This window comes from Cupriavidus gilardii (assembly GCF_013314895.1).
In the GTDB taxonomy this organism is placed as follows: Bacteria; Pseudomonadota; Gammaproteobacteria; order Burkholderiales; family Burkholderiaceae; genus Cupriavidus; species Cupriavidus gilardii_C.
Genome location: NZ_JABTYE010000010.1, coordinates 54,138 through 71,621, shown reverse-complemented (window position 1 = coordinate 71,621; position 17,484 = coordinate 54,138). Strand labels below are relative to the sequence as shown.

At 65.5% G+C, this 17,484-nt stretch carries 17 protein-coding genes; 16 read left to right on the top strand and 1 reads right to left on the bottom strand.

Translation table 11 applies throughout. The annotated features are described in order from the left end of the window. Positions 1 to 164: 164 nt before the first annotated feature. From hemC to HTY53_RS11845, 10 genes are all read left to right on the top strand, one after another. The gene (gene hemC / locus HTY53_RS11890) at positions 165 to 1,166 is read left to right on the top strand and encodes a hydroxymethylbilane synthase (RefSeq protein WP_174106786.1); all 1,002 of its coding nucleotides are present in this window, start codon (positions 165 to 167) and stop codon (positions 1,164 to 1,166) included. Positions 1,167 to 1,175: 9 nt separating this feature from the next. Beyond that, positions 1,176 to 3,494: a fused uroporphyrinogen-III synthase HemD/membrane protein HemX gene (gene hemDX, locus HTY53_RS11885; protein ID WP_174106785.1), complete on the top strand. Its 2,319-nt coding sequence runs from the start codon at positions 1,176 to 1,178 to the stop codon at positions 3,492 to 3,494. Positions 3,495 to 3,497: 3 nt separating this feature from the next. Further along, the gene (locus HTY53_RS11880) at positions 3,498 to 4,688 is read left to right on the top strand and encodes a heme biosynthesis protein HemY (protein ID WP_174106784.1); all 1,191 of its coding nucleotides are present in this window, start codon (positions 3,498 to 3,500) and stop codon (positions 4,686 to 4,688) included. Between the two features lie 117 nt (positions 4,689 to 4,805). Next, positions 4,806 to 5,546 carry a 16S rRNA pseudouridine(516) synthase gene (locus HTY53_RS11875; RefSeq protein WP_174106783.1) on the top strand — a complete coding sequence of 247 codons (741 nt, stop codon included), beginning with the start codon at positions 4,806 to 4,808 and terminating at the stop codon, positions 5,544 to 5,546. Positions 5,547 to 5,693: 147 nt separating this feature from the next. Then, positions 5,694 to 6,266, top strand: a complete 573-nt coding sequence (locus tag HTY53_RS11870; protein WP_174106782.1) for a YqgE/AlgH family protein — start codon at positions 5,694 to 5,696, stop codon at positions 6,264 to 6,266. Next, a complete protein-coding gene (gene ruvX / locus HTY53_RS11865; protein ID WP_238511585.1) occupies positions 6,259 to 6,726 on the top strand; it encodes a Holliday junction resolvase RuvX in 468 nt (155 codons plus the stop codon). Before HTY53_RS11870 ends, ruvX begins: the two co-directional genes overlap by 8 nt. Further along, positions 6,723 to 7,286, top strand: a complete 564-nt coding sequence (gene pyrR / locus HTY53_RS11860) for a bifunctional pyr operon transcriptional regulator/uracil phosphoribosyltransferase PyrR (protein ID WP_174106781.1) — start codon at positions 6,723 to 6,725, stop codon at positions 7,284 to 7,286. Before ruvX ends, pyrR begins: the two co-directional genes overlap by 4 nt. A 135-nt stretch (positions 7,287 to 7,421) precedes the next feature. After that, positions 7,422 to 8,393, top strand: coding sequence for an aspartate carbamoyltransferase catalytic subunit (locus tag HTY53_RS11855; protein WP_006575889.1), 972 nt, complete (start codon positions 7,422 to 7,424; stop codon positions 8,391 to 8,393). A gap of 113 nt (positions 8,394 to 8,506) precedes the next feature. Then, a complete protein-coding gene (locus tag HTY53_RS11850; RefSeq protein ID WP_174106780.1) occupies positions 8,507 to 9,817 on the top strand; it encodes a dihydroorotase in 1,311 nt (436 codons plus the stop codon). 125 nt (positions 9,818 to 9,942) lie between these two features. Continuing rightward, a complete protein-coding gene (locus tag HTY53_RS11845) occupies positions 9,943 to 10,764 on the top strand; it encodes a lysophospholipid acyltransferase family protein (RefSeq protein WP_174106779.1) in 822 nt (273 codons plus the stop codon). Positions 10,765 to 10,797: 33 nt separating this feature from the next. Here the strand turns inward: HTY53_RS11845 and HTY53_RS11840 are convergent, their stop codons facing one another. Further along, on the bottom strand, positions 10,798 to 11,646 hold the full coding sequence (locus HTY53_RS11840) for a symmetrical bis(5'-nucleosyl)-tetraphosphatase (protein ID WP_174106778.1): 849 nt from the start codon (positions 11,644 to 11,646) through the stop codon (positions 10,798 to 10,800). 236 nt (positions 11,647 to 11,882) lie between these two features. Between HTY53_RS11840 and rfbB the strand changes: the two genes are divergently transcribed. The 6 genes from rfbB to HTY53_RS11810 are packed head-to-tail and all read left to right on the top strand — an operon-like array spanning position 11,883 to position 17,450. Continuing rightward, positions 11,883 to 12,947 (top strand): dTDP-glucose 4,6-dehydratase, encoded by a 1,065-nt coding sequence (rfbB, locus tag HTY53_RS11835; protein WP_174106777.1) that lies wholly within the window; start codon positions 11,883 to 11,885, stop codon positions 12,945 to 12,947. Further along, complete coding sequence (rfbD, locus tag HTY53_RS11830; protein ID WP_174106776.1) at positions 12,937 to 13,854, top strand: dTDP-4-dehydrorhamnose reductase; 918 nt, start codon at positions 12,937 to 12,939, stop codon at positions 13,852 to 13,854. Before rfbB ends, rfbD begins: the two co-directional genes overlap by 11 nt. 10 nt (positions 13,855 to 13,864) lie before the next feature. Further along, positions 13,865 to 14,743, top strand: coding sequence for a glucose-1-phosphate thymidylyltransferase RfbA (rfbA, locus tag HTY53_RS11825; protein ID WP_174106775.1), 879 nt, complete (start codon positions 13,865 to 13,867; stop codon positions 14,741 to 14,743). Continuing rightward, positions 14,740 to 15,330: a dTDP-4-dehydrorhamnose 3,5-epimerase gene (gene rfbC / locus HTY53_RS11820; RefSeq protein ID WP_174106774.1), complete on the top strand. Its 591-nt coding sequence runs from the start codon at positions 14,740 to 14,742 to the stop codon at positions 15,328 to 15,330. Before rfbA ends, rfbC begins: the two co-directional genes overlap by 4 nt. Next, positions 15,320 to 16,168: an ABC transporter permease gene (locus HTY53_RS11815; protein ID WP_174106773.1), complete on the top strand. Its 849-nt coding sequence runs from the start codon at positions 15,320 to 15,322 to the stop codon at positions 16,166 to 16,168. The genes rfbC and HTY53_RS11815 overlap by 11 nt, the downstream gene beginning before the upstream one ends. Further along, on the top strand, positions 16,158 to 17,450 hold the full coding sequence (locus HTY53_RS11810) for an ABC transporter ATP-binding protein (protein WP_174106772.1): 1,293 nt from the start codon (positions 16,158 to 16,160) through the stop codon (positions 17,448 to 17,450). The genes HTY53_RS11815 and HTY53_RS11810 overlap by 11 nt, the downstream gene beginning before the upstream one ends. Positions 17,451 to 17,484: the final 34 nt, after the last annotated feature.

Sequence of the window (17,484 nt, the reverse complement as noted above, 5' to 3'; positions counted from 1 at the left end):
TCTGCGTTTGGTTCTGGTGCTGCTGGTGTTTCCGATCGTTTCTGAACGTCGTCCGGACCCGCTCTCGCCCCGGCTCTTCGGCCTTCGGGCGCCACGCCGCCACAGCCGGCTACAGTCCGCCGCAGCGGCAGGACCGGCAGGGGGTGCGTGCTACCATTCGCGGCATGCAAGCTTCCGTCCCTTCCGCATCCTCATCCGCCGCGCCGGGCAGGCTCGTGATTGCGTCACGCGAAAGCCGACTGGCCATGTGGCAGGCCGAACATGTGCGTGCTGCGTTGCAACAATACTATCCCGCGTGCGATGTGTCCATTCTGGGTATGACTACCCGGGGCGACCAGATTCTGGACCGCAGCCTGTCCAAGGTCGGCGGCAAGGGTCTGTTCGTCAAGGAGCTCGAAGTGGCGATGGCCGAAGGCCGTGCGGACCTGGCGGTGCATTCGCTGAAGGACGTGCCGATGGAGCTGCCTGAAGGCTTCGCGCTGGCGGCCGTGATGGAGCGCGAGGATCCGCGCGACGCGCTGGTGTCGACGCGATTCGCCTCGCTCGACGAGATGCCGCCCGGCACCGTGGTCGGCACCTCCAGCCTGCGCCGCGAGGCCGCGCTGCGCAGCCGCTATCCGCATCTGGTCGTGCAGCCGCTGCGCGGCAATCTCGATACCCGGCTGGCCAAGCTCGATCGCGGCGACTATGGCGCGATCATCCTGGCCGCGGCCGGGCTGAAGCGTCTGGGCCTCACCGACCGCATCCGCGCGCTGCTGGACCCTGCGATCTCGCTGCCGGCAGCCGGACAGGGCGCCCTCGGGATCGAGATCCGCTCGGACCGGCCTGAGCTGGCCGCGTGGCTGGCGCCGCTCGATCATGTTCCCACCGCACTGGCGGTCGGCGCCGAACGCGCCGTATCCCGCCGGCTCGGCGGCTCCTGCCAGGTTCCGCTGGCCGCCCACGCGCACTGGGATGGCGCGCGTCTGCAACTGGACGCCTTCGTCGCCACGCCGGACGGCTCGCGCAGTGTGCAGGCGCAGCGCGCGGCCGAGGTCCGCAACGCCGCCGATGCGGAAGCGCTAGGCAATGCCGTGGCCGACGCGCTGCTGGCACAGGGCGCCGACGCGCTGCTGGCCGTCGCGCTGAACAACGACGGCGCACCGGTGCGCCCCAGCGGCGACTGAGGGGAAGCGATGCCCCGCCCGACCGTCGTCGTCACACGACCCGCCGGGCAGTCCCGGCAACTGACCGAGGCGCTGCAGGCTGCGGGGGTGGACGTATTGAGCTTTCCGCTGCTGGCCATCGGTCCGGCGGCCGATGACGCGCCGCTGCGCGCCGCGCTGGCACGGCTGCCGGATTTCGCGCTGGTCGTGTTCGTCAGCCCCAACGCGATTGCCTATGCGCTCGACGCGCTCGCGTTGGCGCAGGGCGGCGCCGCGGTCTGGCCGGAATCGGTGCCGGTCGCGGTGGTCGGGCCCGCCAGCGTGGCGGCGCTTGCCGAGCGCGGCATCGCCGCGCCGCGCCATCGCGTGATATCGCCGGCCGGGGCCGATGGCCGCGCCGCCGATCTCGATCCCGCCGACGCCCGCTTCGATTCCGAGGCGTTGTGGGCGCAGCTCGACGTGCCTGCGCTGGCCGGTCGCGAGGTGCTGATCGTTCGCGGCAACGGCGGCCGCGACTGGCTCGGCGACCAACTGCGCGAGGCCGGTGCCACCGTGCTCGCCGTCGAGGCCTATCAACGCACCATGCCCGTGCCGGGATCGATGCAGTGGCAGGCGGTACGCGACGGTCTGAAGCCCGGCGCGCCGCCGCAAGCCTGGCTGCTGACGAGTTCCGAGGCCGTGCGCAACCTTGATCGCCTGGCTCTCGACAATCTGTCGCCGCAGGAAGACGCCGCGCTGCGCGAAGTGCAGTGCATTGCCCCCCATGCGAGAATCGCCGAGCAGGCAGCGACACTGGGCTTCACGCGCGTGCTGCTGGCCGCGCCGGGCGACGAGGGTCTGCTCGCGGCCTGCCTGGGCTGGGCCGAGCCGTATCTGAGCCAGTTGCAGGCCGCTTCGAAAACGGCGGCGGCAGCAGCATTGCAGGCGGCATCGCAAGCGGGGTCGCAATCCGTATCGCAATCGGCGTCGCAGCCCGCGTCGAAGTCCGAAGCGGGCGCGACTGCGGCACCGGTACCGGCGCCCGCTCCGGCTGCGCAAGCCCCGGCCACGGGCCCTGCCGGGCAATCGCAGGCGCCTTCCATTACCGCTGGGACGGCCGCATCGGCCGCATCGGCCGCACGCGCTACCCCGGGGAACGCGCCCGCTGCGCCTGGCCCGACCACGCCCACCGAATCACCGCCATCCACGTCAACGAAGGTCGATCGCGTGACGCAACAGCAAACCTCCACCGCTTCCTCCACCCCTCCACCGGCCGGCATGCCGCCCGGCGCGGCGCCTTCCGGTGTCTCGCCCGGCGAGCGGCCGAGCCCACGCGGCCGCGGCAGCCTGGCCTGGCTGCTGCTCGCGATCCTCGTGCTGGTCGCCGGCGGCGCGTTCTGGTGGCTGCAGCAGCGGGTCGACCGGCTGACCGAGGAGCTCGCGCGCCGCCAGCAGACCAACGACGCGCTGGTGCAGGAGTCCCGCGTGCTGACCCGCGAGGCCCAGACCACCGTCAAGGAAATGCAGGCCAAGGTCGGCGCGCTGGAAGCCCAGGTCGGCGAGACGCGCGACAAGCAGGCCACGCTCGAGCAGGTCTACCAGGACCTGATGCGCAACCGCGACGACTGGGAGATCGCCGAGATCCAGCAGCTGCTGACCAACGCCGGCCAGCAGCTGCAGCTGACCGGCAACGTCCAGGTCGCGCTGTCCGCACTGCAGAGCGCCGACGTTCGCCTGGCCCGCTCCGACAAGCCCGAATACAACCAGCTGCGCCGGGCGATCGCGCGCGACATCGGCCGGCTCAAGGCGATGCCCGATACCGATCTGACCGGCGCGGCGATCAAGCTCGACGAAGCCATCAACCAGATCGACGCCTTGCCGCTGCTGTCCAGCGAGCGGATGCTGGAACGCAGCGAAGGCGCGACGCGCGGCACTGCGGCCGCATCGCAGCCCGGCGCGGCCTCGGCTGCTGCCGCGGGGGATGGCGACGGCACCGGCAATCGCGTGACGCAATGGTTCGCCGGCGTCTGGGCGACCGTGCGCGACGAGCTGATGCGCGTGATCCGCGTGCGCCGCGTCGACGATACCGAGGCGCTGCTGCTGACCGGCGACCAGGGCTGGTTCCTGCGCGAGAACGTCAAGCTGCGGCTGCTCAACGCGCGGCTGGCGCTGCTGTCGCGCAACGAGCAGGTGTTCCGCAACGATCTGGCCGCGGCCCACGGCATGATCGAACGCTATTTCGATACCAAGAGCCGCCGCGTGCAGGCCGTGCAGACCCTGCTGAAGCAGGCGCAGGCCGGCGCGGTAGCCGTGCAGCTGCCGACCATGGCCGACAGCCTTGGCGCGCTGCGTTCCCTGAAGAAGGAGTAGCGCATGCGACTTCTATTCTGGGTGGCGATCCTGTTTGGCGGCGCCGTCGGGCTGGCGCTGTTCACGCAGTTCAATCAGAGCAATGTGGTGCTGTTCTACCCGCCGTATCGGGTCGAACTGTCGCTCAATCTGGCGCTGGCGCTGCTGTTGCTGCTGTTCTTCGCAGCGTGGACCGTGCTGTCGGCGATCCGGCATCTGTCCGAGATGCCCCGGCGCGCCGCCGCCTATCGCGAGCGCAATCGGATGCTGAAGGCGCAGGCCGCCTTGCGCGAAGCGATCGAGAACCTGTTCGCGGGCCGCTTCGCCCGCGCCGAGCGCACCGCGCGCGAGGCCCAGGTCTGGCCCGAGCAGGCGCAGACCGCGGCGCTGATCGGCGCCCGCGCCGCGCACCAGATGCAGGAGGCCGAACGGCGCGACGGCTGGCTGGCCCAGGTCACTGCGCCCGAGCGCGAGCAGGCGCGGCTGGTGTCGCTCGCCGAGATGCTGGTCGACGCGCGCGATGCCGATGGCGCGCTGGAGACGATCGCCCAGCTGCAGGCGCAGGGCGGGCGGCAGATCCATGTGCAACGGATCGCGCTGCGCGCGCATCAGCATCTGAAGAACTGGAGCGAGGTGCTGCGGCTGGCGCGCTCGCTGGAGAAGCGCAACGCGCTGCATCCGGTGCTGGCGCTGCGTCTGAAGCAGATGGCCTGCGAAGCCATGCTGGAAGAGCGCCGCCACGACGCCGACGCGCTGCAGGACTTCTGGCGTTCGCTGTCGAACGACGAGCGCCGCGCCGCCCGCATCGCCGAGCCGGCGGCGCGCTATTTCTCCGCGCTGGGCCGCCAGCAGGAAGCGCGCAAGATCGTCGAGGAAGCGCTGAAGGTCAACTGGGACAGCCGGCTGGTGCTGCGCTACGCCGACTGCGCCGAGCCCGGCCAGGCGCTGCCGCAGATCCAGCAGGCGGAGAAATGGCTGGCGCAGCATCCGAACGATGCCGAGCTGCATTTCACGCTGGGCGTGCTCTGCCTGGGCGAACAGCTGTGGGGCAAGGCGCAGTCGAACTTCGAGCGCGCGCTGAAGTACGCCACCAGCGAGGACCAGCGGCGCCTGCGCATTCGGTCGCATCTGTCGCTCGCGCGGCTGTTCGAGCAGACCGAACGGCCGGAGGATGCGCAGCGGCACTATCGGGAAAGCGCGCTGCTGGCGGCGTAACGCAGCAGCGCTGCGTCGCGATCCGCGCCCGTCCGTTTACCGTGGCATGGCTCCTGTGCCAACACCCCCGGCAACCCGCCATTCCCGCTGACTCCACTGACCACCCGCTGACCACCGATGACCTCGAAGACCGCCAAACCGCCCCGGACCACGCCGCTGGACCGCATCCTGCAATCGCAGGGCTTCGGCACGCGCCGCTATTGCGGCGATCTGGTGGCGGCCGGCATGGTCGAGGTCGAGGGCGAGCTGTGCGACGATCCGCGCGCCGAATTCGTGCTGGAAGGGCTGCGGCTGACCGTCGATGGCGAGGAGTGGGTCTGCCACGAGAAGGCCTATCTGATGCTGCACAAGCCCACCGGATACGAATGCTCGCAACGGCCGCTGCATCATCCCAGCGTCTACACGCTGCTGCCGGTGCCGCTGCGCGAGCGCGGCGTGCAGGCGGTCGGCCGGCTCGACCAGGACACCACCGGGCTGCTGCTGCTCAGCGACGACGGCCAGTTCATCCACGCGCAGACCTCGCCCAAACGCAAGGTGCCCAAGGTCTACGAGGTCACCACGGCCGAGCCCGTCACCGAAGCCCAGGCCGTGGCGCTGTGCGAAGGCGTGCAGCTCGAGGACGAACCGGCGCCGATCGCCGCGCTTGCCTGCGAGATCGTCGCCGAGCGGGCGCTGCGGCTGACGCTGGCCGAAGGCAAGTATCATCAGGTCAAGCGGATGGTCGCCGCGGCCGGCAATCATGTCGCCGCACTGCACCGCAGCCGCATCGGCGGACTGGCGCTGGACCCGGCGCTGGCACCCGGCGAGTGGCGCTGGCTGACGCCGGCGGATCTAGCGGAACTGGTACGCAAGGACTGAGGCGGGGACTGACAGCGGCGCCGATGCAGCGGCGCCGATGCTGCGGCGCAACGGCTGCGAGGCGGCACGCACCATTCGACCCCTGCGCGGGCCCGGACGAAGGAATCTTTTCCGGAACATTGGCGCTGATTTGATAAAATGCAACGCATGGCGACGTCCGCAGCCCCCATCAATCTGACGAATCAATTCCTGATCGCCATGCCCGGCATGGCGGATCCGACTTTTACCGGCGCCGTCGTCTACATCTGCGAACACAACGAGCGTGGCGCGCTCGGTCTGGTGATCAACCGGCCGATCGACATCGACATGGCCACGCTGTTCGACAAGATCGATCTCAAGCTCGAAATCCAGCCCGTTGCGCAACAGCCCGTCTATTTCGGCGGCCCGGTGCAGACCGAGCGCGGCTTCGTGCTGCACGACCCGGTCGGCGTCTACGTGTCGTCGCTGACGGTGCCCGGGGGGCTGGAGATGACCACCTCCAAGGACGTGCTCGAAGCCGTCGCCAACGGCAGCGGTCCGCACCGCTTCCTGCTGACGCTCGGCTATGCCGGCTGGGGCGCGGGCCAGCTGGAGGAAGAGCTGAGCCGCAACGGCTGGCTGACCGTGCAGGCCGACCCCGAGATCGTATTCAGCGTGCCTCCCGAGGAACGCTTCGCCGCCGCCATTCGCCTTCTGGGCATCGATGTCACCATGCTCTCCGGCGAGGCGGGGCATGCCTAGCGCGGACGCGGCCACGCCGCTCCACAAGCCGGCGCCGCAAGGCGCGCCAGTGTCCGCCGTGCCAACCGATGGCACCGTGCTGGGCTTCGATTACGGCGAGCGCAAGATCGGCGTGGCGCTGGGCAACTTCATCACGCGCGAGGCGCGGCCGCTGACGATCGTGCCGAACATCACCGTCGAAGGCCGCTTCCAGGCCGTCGCCGCGCTGATCGCCGAATGGGCGCCGGTGCATCTCGTGGTAGGTCTGCCGCTGACGCCAGAAGGCGGCGAACAGCCGGCGACCAGGCTGGCGCGGCGCTTCGGCAATCAGCTCAACGGCCGCTTCAATCTGCCCGTGACCTGGGTCGACGAGCGCTACAGCTCGCTGGAGGCCCAGTCGAACGGCGCCAGGCCGGGGGCGCTCGATCACGAAGCCGCCCGCATCATCCTGCAACAGTATTTCGACCAACTCCCGCTATGATCTCCAACGTCACCCTCGACGCCGAAGCGCTCTACCGCGCGCTGCGCGACCACGTGCAAGCGATGCTGTCCGCGGCATCGGACCCCGCCTCGGGCGGTGCGCCCTGGTCGATCGCCGGCATCTACTCGGGTGGCGCCTGGATCGCCGAGCGGCTGGCCGCCGATCTGCAATTGCCGCATCACGGCGTGATCAATGTGGCCTTCCACCGCGACGATTACGCGAAAAAAGGCCTGCACAGCCAGGCGCAGCCGAGCACGCTGCCGTTTTCGGTGCAGGACCGCCAGGTGCTGCTGATCGACGATGTGCTGGCCACCGGCCGCACCATCCGCGCCGCGGTCAACGAGCTGTTCGACTACGGCCGGCCGGCCCGCGTGGCGCTGGCCACGCTGGTCGATCGCGGCGGGCGCGAACTGCCGATCGCGGCCGACTTCGTCGGCGAGCGCATCACGCTGCCGCTCGGCACCAATCTGGTGTTGTCGCGCGAAGGCGAGGGCGCCGGCATCCGTTTCTCCTTCGCCACCGAGACGCTGAACGGCAACAACGACGCTGCCGCCGGCTGAGCCGCACGCAGCAGCACGCAGACCAGCAGCAGAACAAGCAGCAGAAGCAGAACAAGCAGAAGTAGCCAGAACAAAGGCAACAGCAGCACCCGCGCACCCGTACCGAGCCAAACCGCACCCGCCCACGCCTCACCCATGACCAAGACGTTCCGCAACCCGCAGCTCACCAGGAACGGCGAGCTCAAGCATCTGCTGTCCATCGAGGGGCTGTCGCGCGACATGATCACGCACATCCTCGACACCGCCAGCCAGTTCGTGTCGCTGTCGGACTCCGACCGCGACGTCAAGAAGGTGCCGCTGCTGCGCGGCAAGAGCGTGTTCAACCTGTTCTTCGAGAATTCGACGCGCACCCGCACCACGTTCGAGATCGCGGCCAAGCGGCTGTCGGCGGACGTGCTGAACCTGAACATCAATGCCTCGTCGACCAGCAAGGGCGAATCGCTGCTCGACACCATCAACAACCTGTCGGCAATGTCGGCCGACATGTTCGTGGTGCGGCATGCCAGCTCGGGCGCGCCCTATCTGATCGCCGAGCATGTCGCTCCGCACGTGCACGTGATCAACGCCGGCGACGGGCGCCATGCGCACCCGACCCAGGGCCTGCTGGACATGTACACGATCCGGCATTACAAGCAGGACTTCACCAAGCTGACCGTGGCCATCGTCGGCGACATCCTGCACTCGCGGGTGGCGCGCTCGGACATCCACGCGCTGACCACGCTGGGCGTGCCGGAAGTGCGCGCGATCGGGCCGCGTACGCTGCTGCCCTCGGGCCTGGAGCAGATGGGCGTGCGGGTCTTCCACAACATGGAAGAGGGGCTGAAGGGCGTCGACGTGATCATCATGCTGCGGCTGCAGAACGAGCGCATGAGCGGCGCGCTGCTGCCGTCGGCGCAGGAATACTTCAAGGCGTTCGGCCTGACGCCGGAGCGGCTCGCGCTGGCCAAGCCCGATGCGATCGTGATGCACCCAGGGCCGATGAACCGCGGCGTCGAGATCGATTCGGCGGTGGCCGACGGTCCGCAGTCTGTGATCCTGAACCAGGTGACCTTCGGCATCGCGGTGCGGATGGCGGTGATGGGCATCGTCGCGGGCAACAACGACTGACGCGCGATCCGCCGGGCGAGCATCGGCTGAGCGACGAACGCCAGCACCAATACAAGCTGCACTCAAAGCCGCAACTACAAGCCGCAATGGCAAGCGATAGCAAGCGACACGATATGAAGATCCACATCAAGGGTGGCCGCCTGATCGACCCGGCCGGCAATATCGATGCCCAGCAGGACCTGTTCCTGGCCGCCGGCAAGATCGTCGGCATCGGCAACGCGCCGGCCGACTTCCAGGCCAACAAGACCATCGACGCCACCGGGCTGATCGTCTGTCCGGGCCTGGTCGACCTGTCGGCCCGGCTGCGCGAGCCGGGCTACGAATACAAGGCCACGCTCGAATCGGAAGTGGCCGCGGCCACCGCCGGCGGCGTCACCAGCCTGGTGTGCCCGCCGGACACCGACCCGGTGCTCGACGAGCCGGGTCTGGTCGAAATGCTGAAGTACCGCGCCCGCACGCTGAACCAGACCCATGTGTATCCTCTCGGTGCGCTGACGCTCGGCCTGAAGGGCGAGGTGCTGACCGAGATGTCGCAGCTGACGGAAGCGGGCTGCGTCGGCTTCTCGCAGGCCGAGGCGCCGATCCGCAATACGCAGGTGCTGCTGCGCGCGCTGCAGTACGCGCAGACGTTCGGCTTCACCGTCTGGCTGCGGCCGGAAGACCCATATCTGGGCGGCGGCGTCGCGGCCAGCGGTGCGGTGGCGTCGCGGCTCGGGCTGTCCGGCGTCTCGGTGATTGCCGAGACCGTGCGGCTGCATACGATCTTCGAACTGATGCGCTCCACCGGCGCGCGCGTCCACCTTTGCCGGCTGTCGTCGGCCGCCGGCATCGAACTGGTGCGCCAGGCCAAGCGCGAAGGGCTGGCGGTCACCTGCGACGTCAATATCCACCATGTCGGCCTGACCGATATGGATATCGGCTACTTCAACTCGCAGATGCGATTCTCGCCGCCACTGCGCAGCGGGCGCGATCGCGACGCCATCGTCGCTGCGCTGGCCGACGGCACCATCGACGCGCTGTGCTCCGACCATACGCCGGTCGACGATGACGAGAAGCTGCTGCCGTTCGCCGAGGCGTCGCCGGGCGCGACCGGGCTGGAACTGCTGCTGCCGCTGACGCTGCGCTGGGCCGACGAGCACAAGGTGCCGCTGGTCAAGGCGCTGGGCCGCATCACCAGCGAGCCGGCGCGCGTGATCGGCCTGCCGGCCGGGCGGCTGGCGGTGGGCGCCGCGGCCGACGTCTGCCTTTTCGATCCGAATGCCGTGTGGAAGGTCGAGCGCCGCACGCTGAAGAGCCAGGGCAAGAACTCGCCGTGGCTGGGCTACGAGATGCGCGGACGGGTCACGGCCACGCTGGTCGGCGGCCAGCTGGTCCATGAACTGGCCGGGCAGTCGCGCAACGGCGAAGCGGTGGCCGCCCGCTGACGCCAGCGGTCAGCGCTGCCCTTTCCTGACCAATGCTCCCCTCGCCCGCGGGCGGGAGAGGGGCGGGGGAGAGGGCAACCGACACTGGCATACCGCCCCGGCCCGCTCTCACGGCCTCCGACACCATGATCGCCCTGCGCAAGCTCGCCCTCTGCCTTCACCTGCTACGCGGCCTGTTGACCTGCGCGCTCCTGTTCCCGTGGCTCGGCAAGGCATCGCGCCAATGGCATATCCGCCGCTGGTCGCGCCGGCTGCTGCGCATCTGCGGCGTCGATATCGAATTGATCGGGCCGGTGCCGGAGACCGGACGCGGCGCCATGATCGTCGCCAACCATATCTCCTGGCTCGATATCTTCGTGATCCATAGCTGGGAGCCGGCGCGCTTCGTCGCCAAGTCAGAAATCCGCGACTGGCCGGTCATCGGCTGGCTGTGCGCGCAGACCGGCACACTGTTCATCGAACGCGGCCGCAAGCGCGATGCGCATCGCGTGCTGCATGACATCACCGACTGCATGCTGCAGGGCGATCGGGTCTGCGTGTTTCCCGAAGGCACTACCACCGACGGCACCGACGTGCTGCCGTTCCACGCCAATCTGATGCAGGCGCCGATCTCCGCCGGACTGCCGGTGCTGCCGGTGGCGCTTCGCTATTGCGACGCCGCCACCGGCGAGCGCACGGTCGCCCCCGCCTATATCGGCGACCTGACGCTGCTGCAGACGCTCGACGCCATCCTGCAGGCGCCGCCGCTCACGGCGCAGGTCGCGTTCGGTCTACCGCTGCCGGCGGACGAGTGCGAGCGGCGTGCCTTGGCCGAGCAGTCGCGCGAGGCGGTGCTCGGATTGTGCCGACAGCTTCAGGGCGAACCGGTGCCGCACGCCGGCGAGCCATCCGGCGTCCCGGCGGAGACCACGGCTACCCGCGATCCCGCCTGCTCCTCGGTGCGGTAGCGCACCGGCATTGCCGGCAAGGGGCTGACATTATCAGCCTAATGGATCACAATATTGCGGACAGTCGACCTGGATGACCTTACGGTCCCCCGGCTCGGGCGCCAAGCGGGCGGCGGTCAGTTGGCCACCCCAGACACAACCTGTGTCCAGCGCCATCAGGTCGGGCCGCATCACCAGGCCGAGCGTCGACCAGTGGCCGCACACGATCGTCGTATCCCCGGTGCGGCGTGTCGGCACATCGAACCACGGCAGGAAGCCGTCGGGCGCGTTGCCCAATCCCTCCTTGGTCTTGAGGTCCATCACACCGTCGACGGTACAGAAGCGCAACCGCGTCAGCGCATTGATCACGACCCGGTGCCGCTCGATGCCGCGCAGCCCGTCATGCCAACGGTTTGCCGCATTACCGAAAATATCCGCGAGGAATGCTTTCCAGCCCGGTCCCTGTAGCTCCCGCTCGACTTCGCTGGCAAGCTCCAGCGTCTGCTCGACCGTCCATTGCGGCAGCACTCCGGCGTGGATCAGCAGGAATTCCCCCTGATGGAGGGCCAGCGGCCGATGCCGCAGCCAATGCAACAGCTCTTCCCGGTCCGGTGCCTGCAGGACATCGTCCAGCGTGTCAGACGAACCCGGATTGCGCACGCCGGCGGCAACCGCTAATAGATGGATGTCGTGATTGCCCAGCACCGACTCGGCACGATCGCCCATTGCCCGGACCATGCGCAATGTTTCGAGCGACGCCGGCCCCCGGTTGACGAGGTCCCCGACGAAGCGAAGTGGCGCATCGGCGGGAATTTTGGTGACAAGTTGTTCCAGTGAAGGGGCGCAACCTTGCAGGTCGCCGACGGCGTAGGGGTAGGAAGCGGGGACCGGGGAATGGGGCATAGAGGTAAAAAAGGGAGCCGGAGGAGACTTTTTGTCGATTGTAAAGAGGGGGGGCGTGAGCCGTTACAACAGGCTACAAAAAGATGACTGGGCCGGGTAATCCCGAGGGGGCGCTCGGATAGAATACCGCCACTTCTGAGAACACTGATGATCCTGCCGTCCCACCCACGGATCAAGGCGGGCGCCGGGCTATTGTCCCGTTTTCGAAACATATCGATTGTTAGGGAGAAAGGGGTTTGCCGCACATTCTAGTGACTGGCGGCGCTGGTTTTATCGGCGCCAATTTCGTTCTGAACTGGCTGGGCAATGCCGACGCCGACAGCGTCGTCAATGTCGACAAGCTCACATACGCCGGCAACCTGAAGACGCTCGCGTCGCTTGAGGGCGACCCGCGTCACATTTTCTCCCGCACCGACATCTGCGATCGCGCCGCGCTGGATCGGCTGCTATCCGAGTACCAGCCGCGAGCCGTCCTGCACTTCGCCGCCGAAAGCCACGTCGACCGCTCGATCCACGGCCCCGGCGAATTCATCCAGACGAACATCGTTGGCACCTTCACCCTGCTGGAAGCTGTGCGAGCCTACTGGAACGGGCTCGACGACGCCCGCAAGGCCGCCTTCCGCTTCCTGCATGTGTCGACCGACGAGGTGTTCGGCTCGCTGGGCCCCAACGATCCGCCGTTCTCGGAGATCACGGCCTACGCGCCCAACAGCCCGTACTCGGCCTCGAAGGCCGGCTCCGACCACCTGGTTCGCGCCTACCACCATACCTACGGCCTGCCGGTCCTGACGACCAACTGCTCGAACAACTACGGGCCGTATCACTTCCCCGAAAAGCTGATCCCACTGATGATCGCCAACGCGCTGGGCGGCAAGCCGCTGCCCGTCTACGGCGATGGCCTGAACGTGCGCGACTGGCTGTACGTCGGCGACCACTGCTCCGCGATCCGGGAAGTGCTGGCACGCGGCCAAGTCGGCGAGACCTATAACGTTGGCGGCTGGAACGAGAAGACCAACCTTGACGTGGTGCACACGCTGTGCGACCTGCTGGACGAACTGAAGCCGAAGGCTTCGGGGTCCTATCGGGACCAGATCACCTTCGTCAAGGATCGGCCCGGCCACGATCGGCGCTATGCGATCGACGCGCGCAAGCTGGAGCGCGAGCTGGGCTGGAAGCCGGCGGAAACGTTCGAGACCGGGCTGCGCAAGACGGTGCAGTGGTATCTGGACAATCAGGCCTGGGTGCAGGACGTGATGTCCGGGGAATATCGGAACTGGGTGGCGAAGCAGTATGCGGCGTGAGATCTCCCGCGTGCCGACGCTTCTCGTTACCGGCAGCAACGGGCAGGTCGGATTTGAGCTCAAGCGAAGCCTCGCACCGCTTGGTCATGTGGTTGCTCTAGACCGCCATGGCATGGATCTATCGCGCCCGGATGAAATTCGGCGAGTGCTGAGCGAGATCCGGCCGGACATAATCGTCAACCCTGGAGCCTATACAGCGGTCGATAAGGCTGAGAGCGAGCCAGACTTGGCACATGCCATCAACGGTACCGCTGTGGGCGTCCTTGCCGAAGAGGCGCGGACACTCGGCGCCTTGCTGGTCCATTACTCCACTGACTACGTGTTCGATGGCACCAAGGATGCTCCGTACATCGAATCTGATGCGGTAAATCCGCAATCAGAATATGGCCGTAGCAAGCTAGCCGGGGAGCGCGCAATAGAGTCCAGTGGCGCTATGGCGCTTGTATTGCGTACCTGCTGGGTTGCGGGCGCGCATGGCGGCAATTTCGCGAAGACGATGCTGAGACTCGCCGGGGAGCGGGATTCGCTACGGGTAATCGCCGATCAGATAGGCGCCCCAACTACGGCATCGCTAATTGCCGATGTCACGGCGCAAATCATTGGCCGGCATTGGTTACACGGGAATCGTGATCGCTTTCCAAGTGGGATCTATCATCTCGCTGCCGCGGGCGAAACCAGCTGGCATGGCTATGCTACGGAGTTGTTGCGCTACGCCGAATCGCAGGGCATGGCCCTGAAGGCTAATGCGGAAAAAGTGGTCGCTATCACGACCGCCGAATATCCGTTACCCGCGCCGCGCCCTGCCAACTCACGGCTAGATACCAGCAAGCTGCGCGGTACGTTCGACATCCATCTTCCGCACTGGCGGCAGGGCATTGCCCACCTGTTGGACCAAGTCCTTTATTGAGTCATCCGATATGCGCAAGGGCATCATCCTAGCCGGGGGATCCGGCACCCGTCTTTATCCAATCACGCGCTCTGTCTCCAAGCAGCTGCTGCCGGTATATGACAAGCCGATGATCTACTATCCGCTGTCGACGCTGATGCTGGCAGGGATTCGTGACATCCTTGTGATTTCGACACCAGAGGACACCCCACGCTTTGCCGATATGCTCGGCGACGGCAGCAGATGGGGACTGAACCTGCAATACGCGGTGCAGCCGTCGCCGGACGGCCTTGCGCAAGCATTCATCATTGGGCGGAACTTTATTGGTAAAGATGCTTCGGCGCTAATTTTGGGCGACAACATTTTTCATGGCCACGATCTCGTCGGTCAGCTCGCGCGCGCCCGTGCAAAAGAAGGAGGCGCGACGGTCTTCGCGTATCACGTGCACGATCCCGAGCGTTACGGCGTAGTGGAATTCGACGAGAATTTCCGCGCTTTGTCGCTGGAGGAGAAGCCCAGGCAACCTCGATCGAACTATGCCGTGACGGGACTTTATTTCTACGACGACCAGGTGTGCGATATCGCCGCGGACATCAAGCCCTCCGCTCGTGGCGAGCTCGAAATTACCGACGTCAATAAGCGCTATCTCGAGAAAGAACAGCTCGAGGTCGAGATCATGGGTCGTGGATATGCTTGGCTTGATACCGGCACGCACGATTCCCTGCTGGAGGCAGCTAGCTTTATCGCCACGCTGCAAAGCCGCCAGGGCCTGATGGTGGCATGTCCTGAGGAAATAGCCTTCCGGAACAAGTGGATCTCGGCTGACCAGGTTGCGGAGTTGGCGCGCCCACTATCCAAGAACCGTTATGGTGCCTACTTGATGCAGATTATTTCGGAGTCGATCAAATGAGCCTCATCGCCGTGCGTACCGACATTCCAGATGTGTTGATTATCGAACCGAAGGTGTTCGGCGACGAGCGTGGGTTCTTTTTCGAGAGCTTCAACGCACGCCGGTTCGCCGAAGCTACTGGTGTAGACCGTCCCTTCGTACAGGACAACCATTCCCGCTCGAGTCGCGGCGTGCTGCGCGGTTTGCATTATCAGATCCACCATCCTCAGGGCAAACTAGTGCGGGTCGTTGTGGGTGAAGTATTTGACGTGGCGGTGGATATCCGCCAGGGGTCACCAACCTTCGGGAAATGGGTCGGTGTCATGCTGTCCGCCGAGAATAAGCGGCAGTTGTGGGTCCCGGAAGGGTTCGCTCATGGCTTCGTCGTAACGTCCGAATACGCTGAATTCCTGTACAAGACGACCGACTACTGGTTCGCCGAGCATGAGCGGTCCATCGCATGGAACGACCCTGCGCTTGCTATTTCTTGGCCGGATCATATCGAGCCAACGCTGTCGGCGAAGGATCGGGAAGGGGCAACGTTAGCGCATGCGGAGCTTTTCGACTTTGAAGCGCTGCAGCGGAGTGGGTTGGCCAATGCACAATGAAGCTGGTTACGGACCGCTCGGCCAAAGTTTGACTGCTGCTCCCCGCAATTTAGTCGGGTCGCTGGTGCGTAACCGCTACCTGATCTGGCAGCTTGCCCAGCGCGAGGTGGCAGGCCGCTATCGAGGTTCGATGTTTGGCTTGGTGTGGTCATTCATTCATCCGCTGATGATGCTGGGCATCTACACCTTCGTGTTCGGCACCGTGTTCAAGGCCCGATGGGGCACTTCACAATCCAGCCACGCGGAGTTCGCCCTCATGGTTTTTACAGGGATGATCGTCCATGCGTTCTTTAGCGAGTGCCTCAACCGCGCACCACAGCTGATCGTGTCGAACTCCAATTTCGTCAAGCGGGTTGTATTCCCGCTAGATGCACTCGCGTGGTCTACCGTCATGGCTGCGCTCTTTCACGCCATCATCAGCATCACCGTGCTCATGGGGTTCTCGGTGGTGGTGCAAGGCCAGTTGCATTGGACAGCGGTGCTGGTGCCGCTCGTGCTGTTGCCGCTGATCGTGCTGGTAGTCGGGGTAGTGTGGTTCCTTGCCGCACTAGGCGTGTTTCTACGTGACATCGCGCAAACCATGGCAATCATCAGCACTATGCTGATGTTTCTATCGCCGATGTTCTATCCAGTATCGGCTCTGCCTGAATCGATTCAGCCGGTAATGCGCTTAAATCCGCTCACCCTCATTATGGAGCAATTGCGAGCCGTGGTAATTGACGGGCAGTTGCCTGATTTCCAGGCCCTGTCCAGCTATTGCGGCGTCGCGCTGCTGGTAGCCCTGTTTGGCTATGTCTGGTTCAGTCGCATGCGAAAAGGATTTGCCGATGTCCTCTGACACCGTGATCGACGTCAACCGCGTCAGCAAATGCTACCGCATCTACTCGCGCCCTCAGGACCGACTCAAGCAAGCTCTCGTCCCTAAGTTGAGGAGGGCGTTGGGACCCCTGAACAGTAGCAACGGACGCGCTTATTTCCGTGAATTTTGGGCTATGCGGGAAGTTTCCCTGTCTATTCGGCGAGGGGAGACTATAGGCATAATCGGGCGCAATGGTGCGGGAAAATCAACTCTCCTGCAAATGATCGCCGGTACGCTGACGCCCACGGAAGGATCTGTGACTGTCACGGGCCGTGTCGCCGCTTTGCTGGAATTGGGTGCCGGTTTTAATCCCGAATTCAGTGGCCGCGAGAATATTTTTATGAATGCAGCCCTGATGGGCCTGTCCCGCGCCCAGACTGAAGAGCGTTTGGACCGGATCATCGAGTTCGCCGATATTGGAGACTTCGTCGAGCAACCGGTAAAGACCTACTCCAGCGGTATGTTCGCGCGCCTTGCATTTGCCGTGGCGATCAACGTATCACCCGATGTGCTCATTGTCGATGAGGCTCTTTCGGTAGGTGATTCCGGATTTCAGCTTAAATGCATGCTGAAGATGCGTGAACTGCAGGCGCAGGGCGTGACGATTCTCTTCGTCTCGCACGATATGCAATCCATCGTTCGCTTCTGTGACAGCGCGATCGTGCTGCATGGTGGACGCATCCATTACCAGTCCCGAGACGTGCTGCAGGCCGTCAAGGAATACGAGAAGCTCACCCGTGCCTCGGCGATCGTGGCGGAGGCCAAGCCGGCGGCTCGTCTTTCCGAGCGTCCGACCGACACCAGCTACCAGGAGGAGTTGGGCGGCATCAAGGAAGAGCGCTTTGGCAGTGGATTGGCCAAGTATATGACCGTGGAGCTGCGGTCCAGCACTGGCGAAACAACCAATCAGTTTTCACCTGGAGAGCGAGTCGAGATTCGGGCCACGGTCTGGTCGGAAGCTGCGATCGCCGATGTGGCGGCCGGCTTTTCGCTTCGCGACAAGCAGGGCACCGATATCACAGGCGATAACAGCATCTATGCCGGTGTGCCGATCATGCTGCCGGCCGGCCTGTCGGTGATTAAGTTTACATTCACACTGGGTATTGCGCCTGGAGACTATTTCCTTTATCTGGGCTTGGCGTCGCTTGGCGAGAACCGAACCGAGCTGGATCAGCGCTGGCCAGTCCGCAAGTTGACGGTACTAGGCACGCGGAAGGTGGTGGGCAGCGCGTTCTGCCCCGCTGAAATACAGCTTGCCTGAATTTACCGGGGCCGCTGTGGCGGTTCCTCCGCGT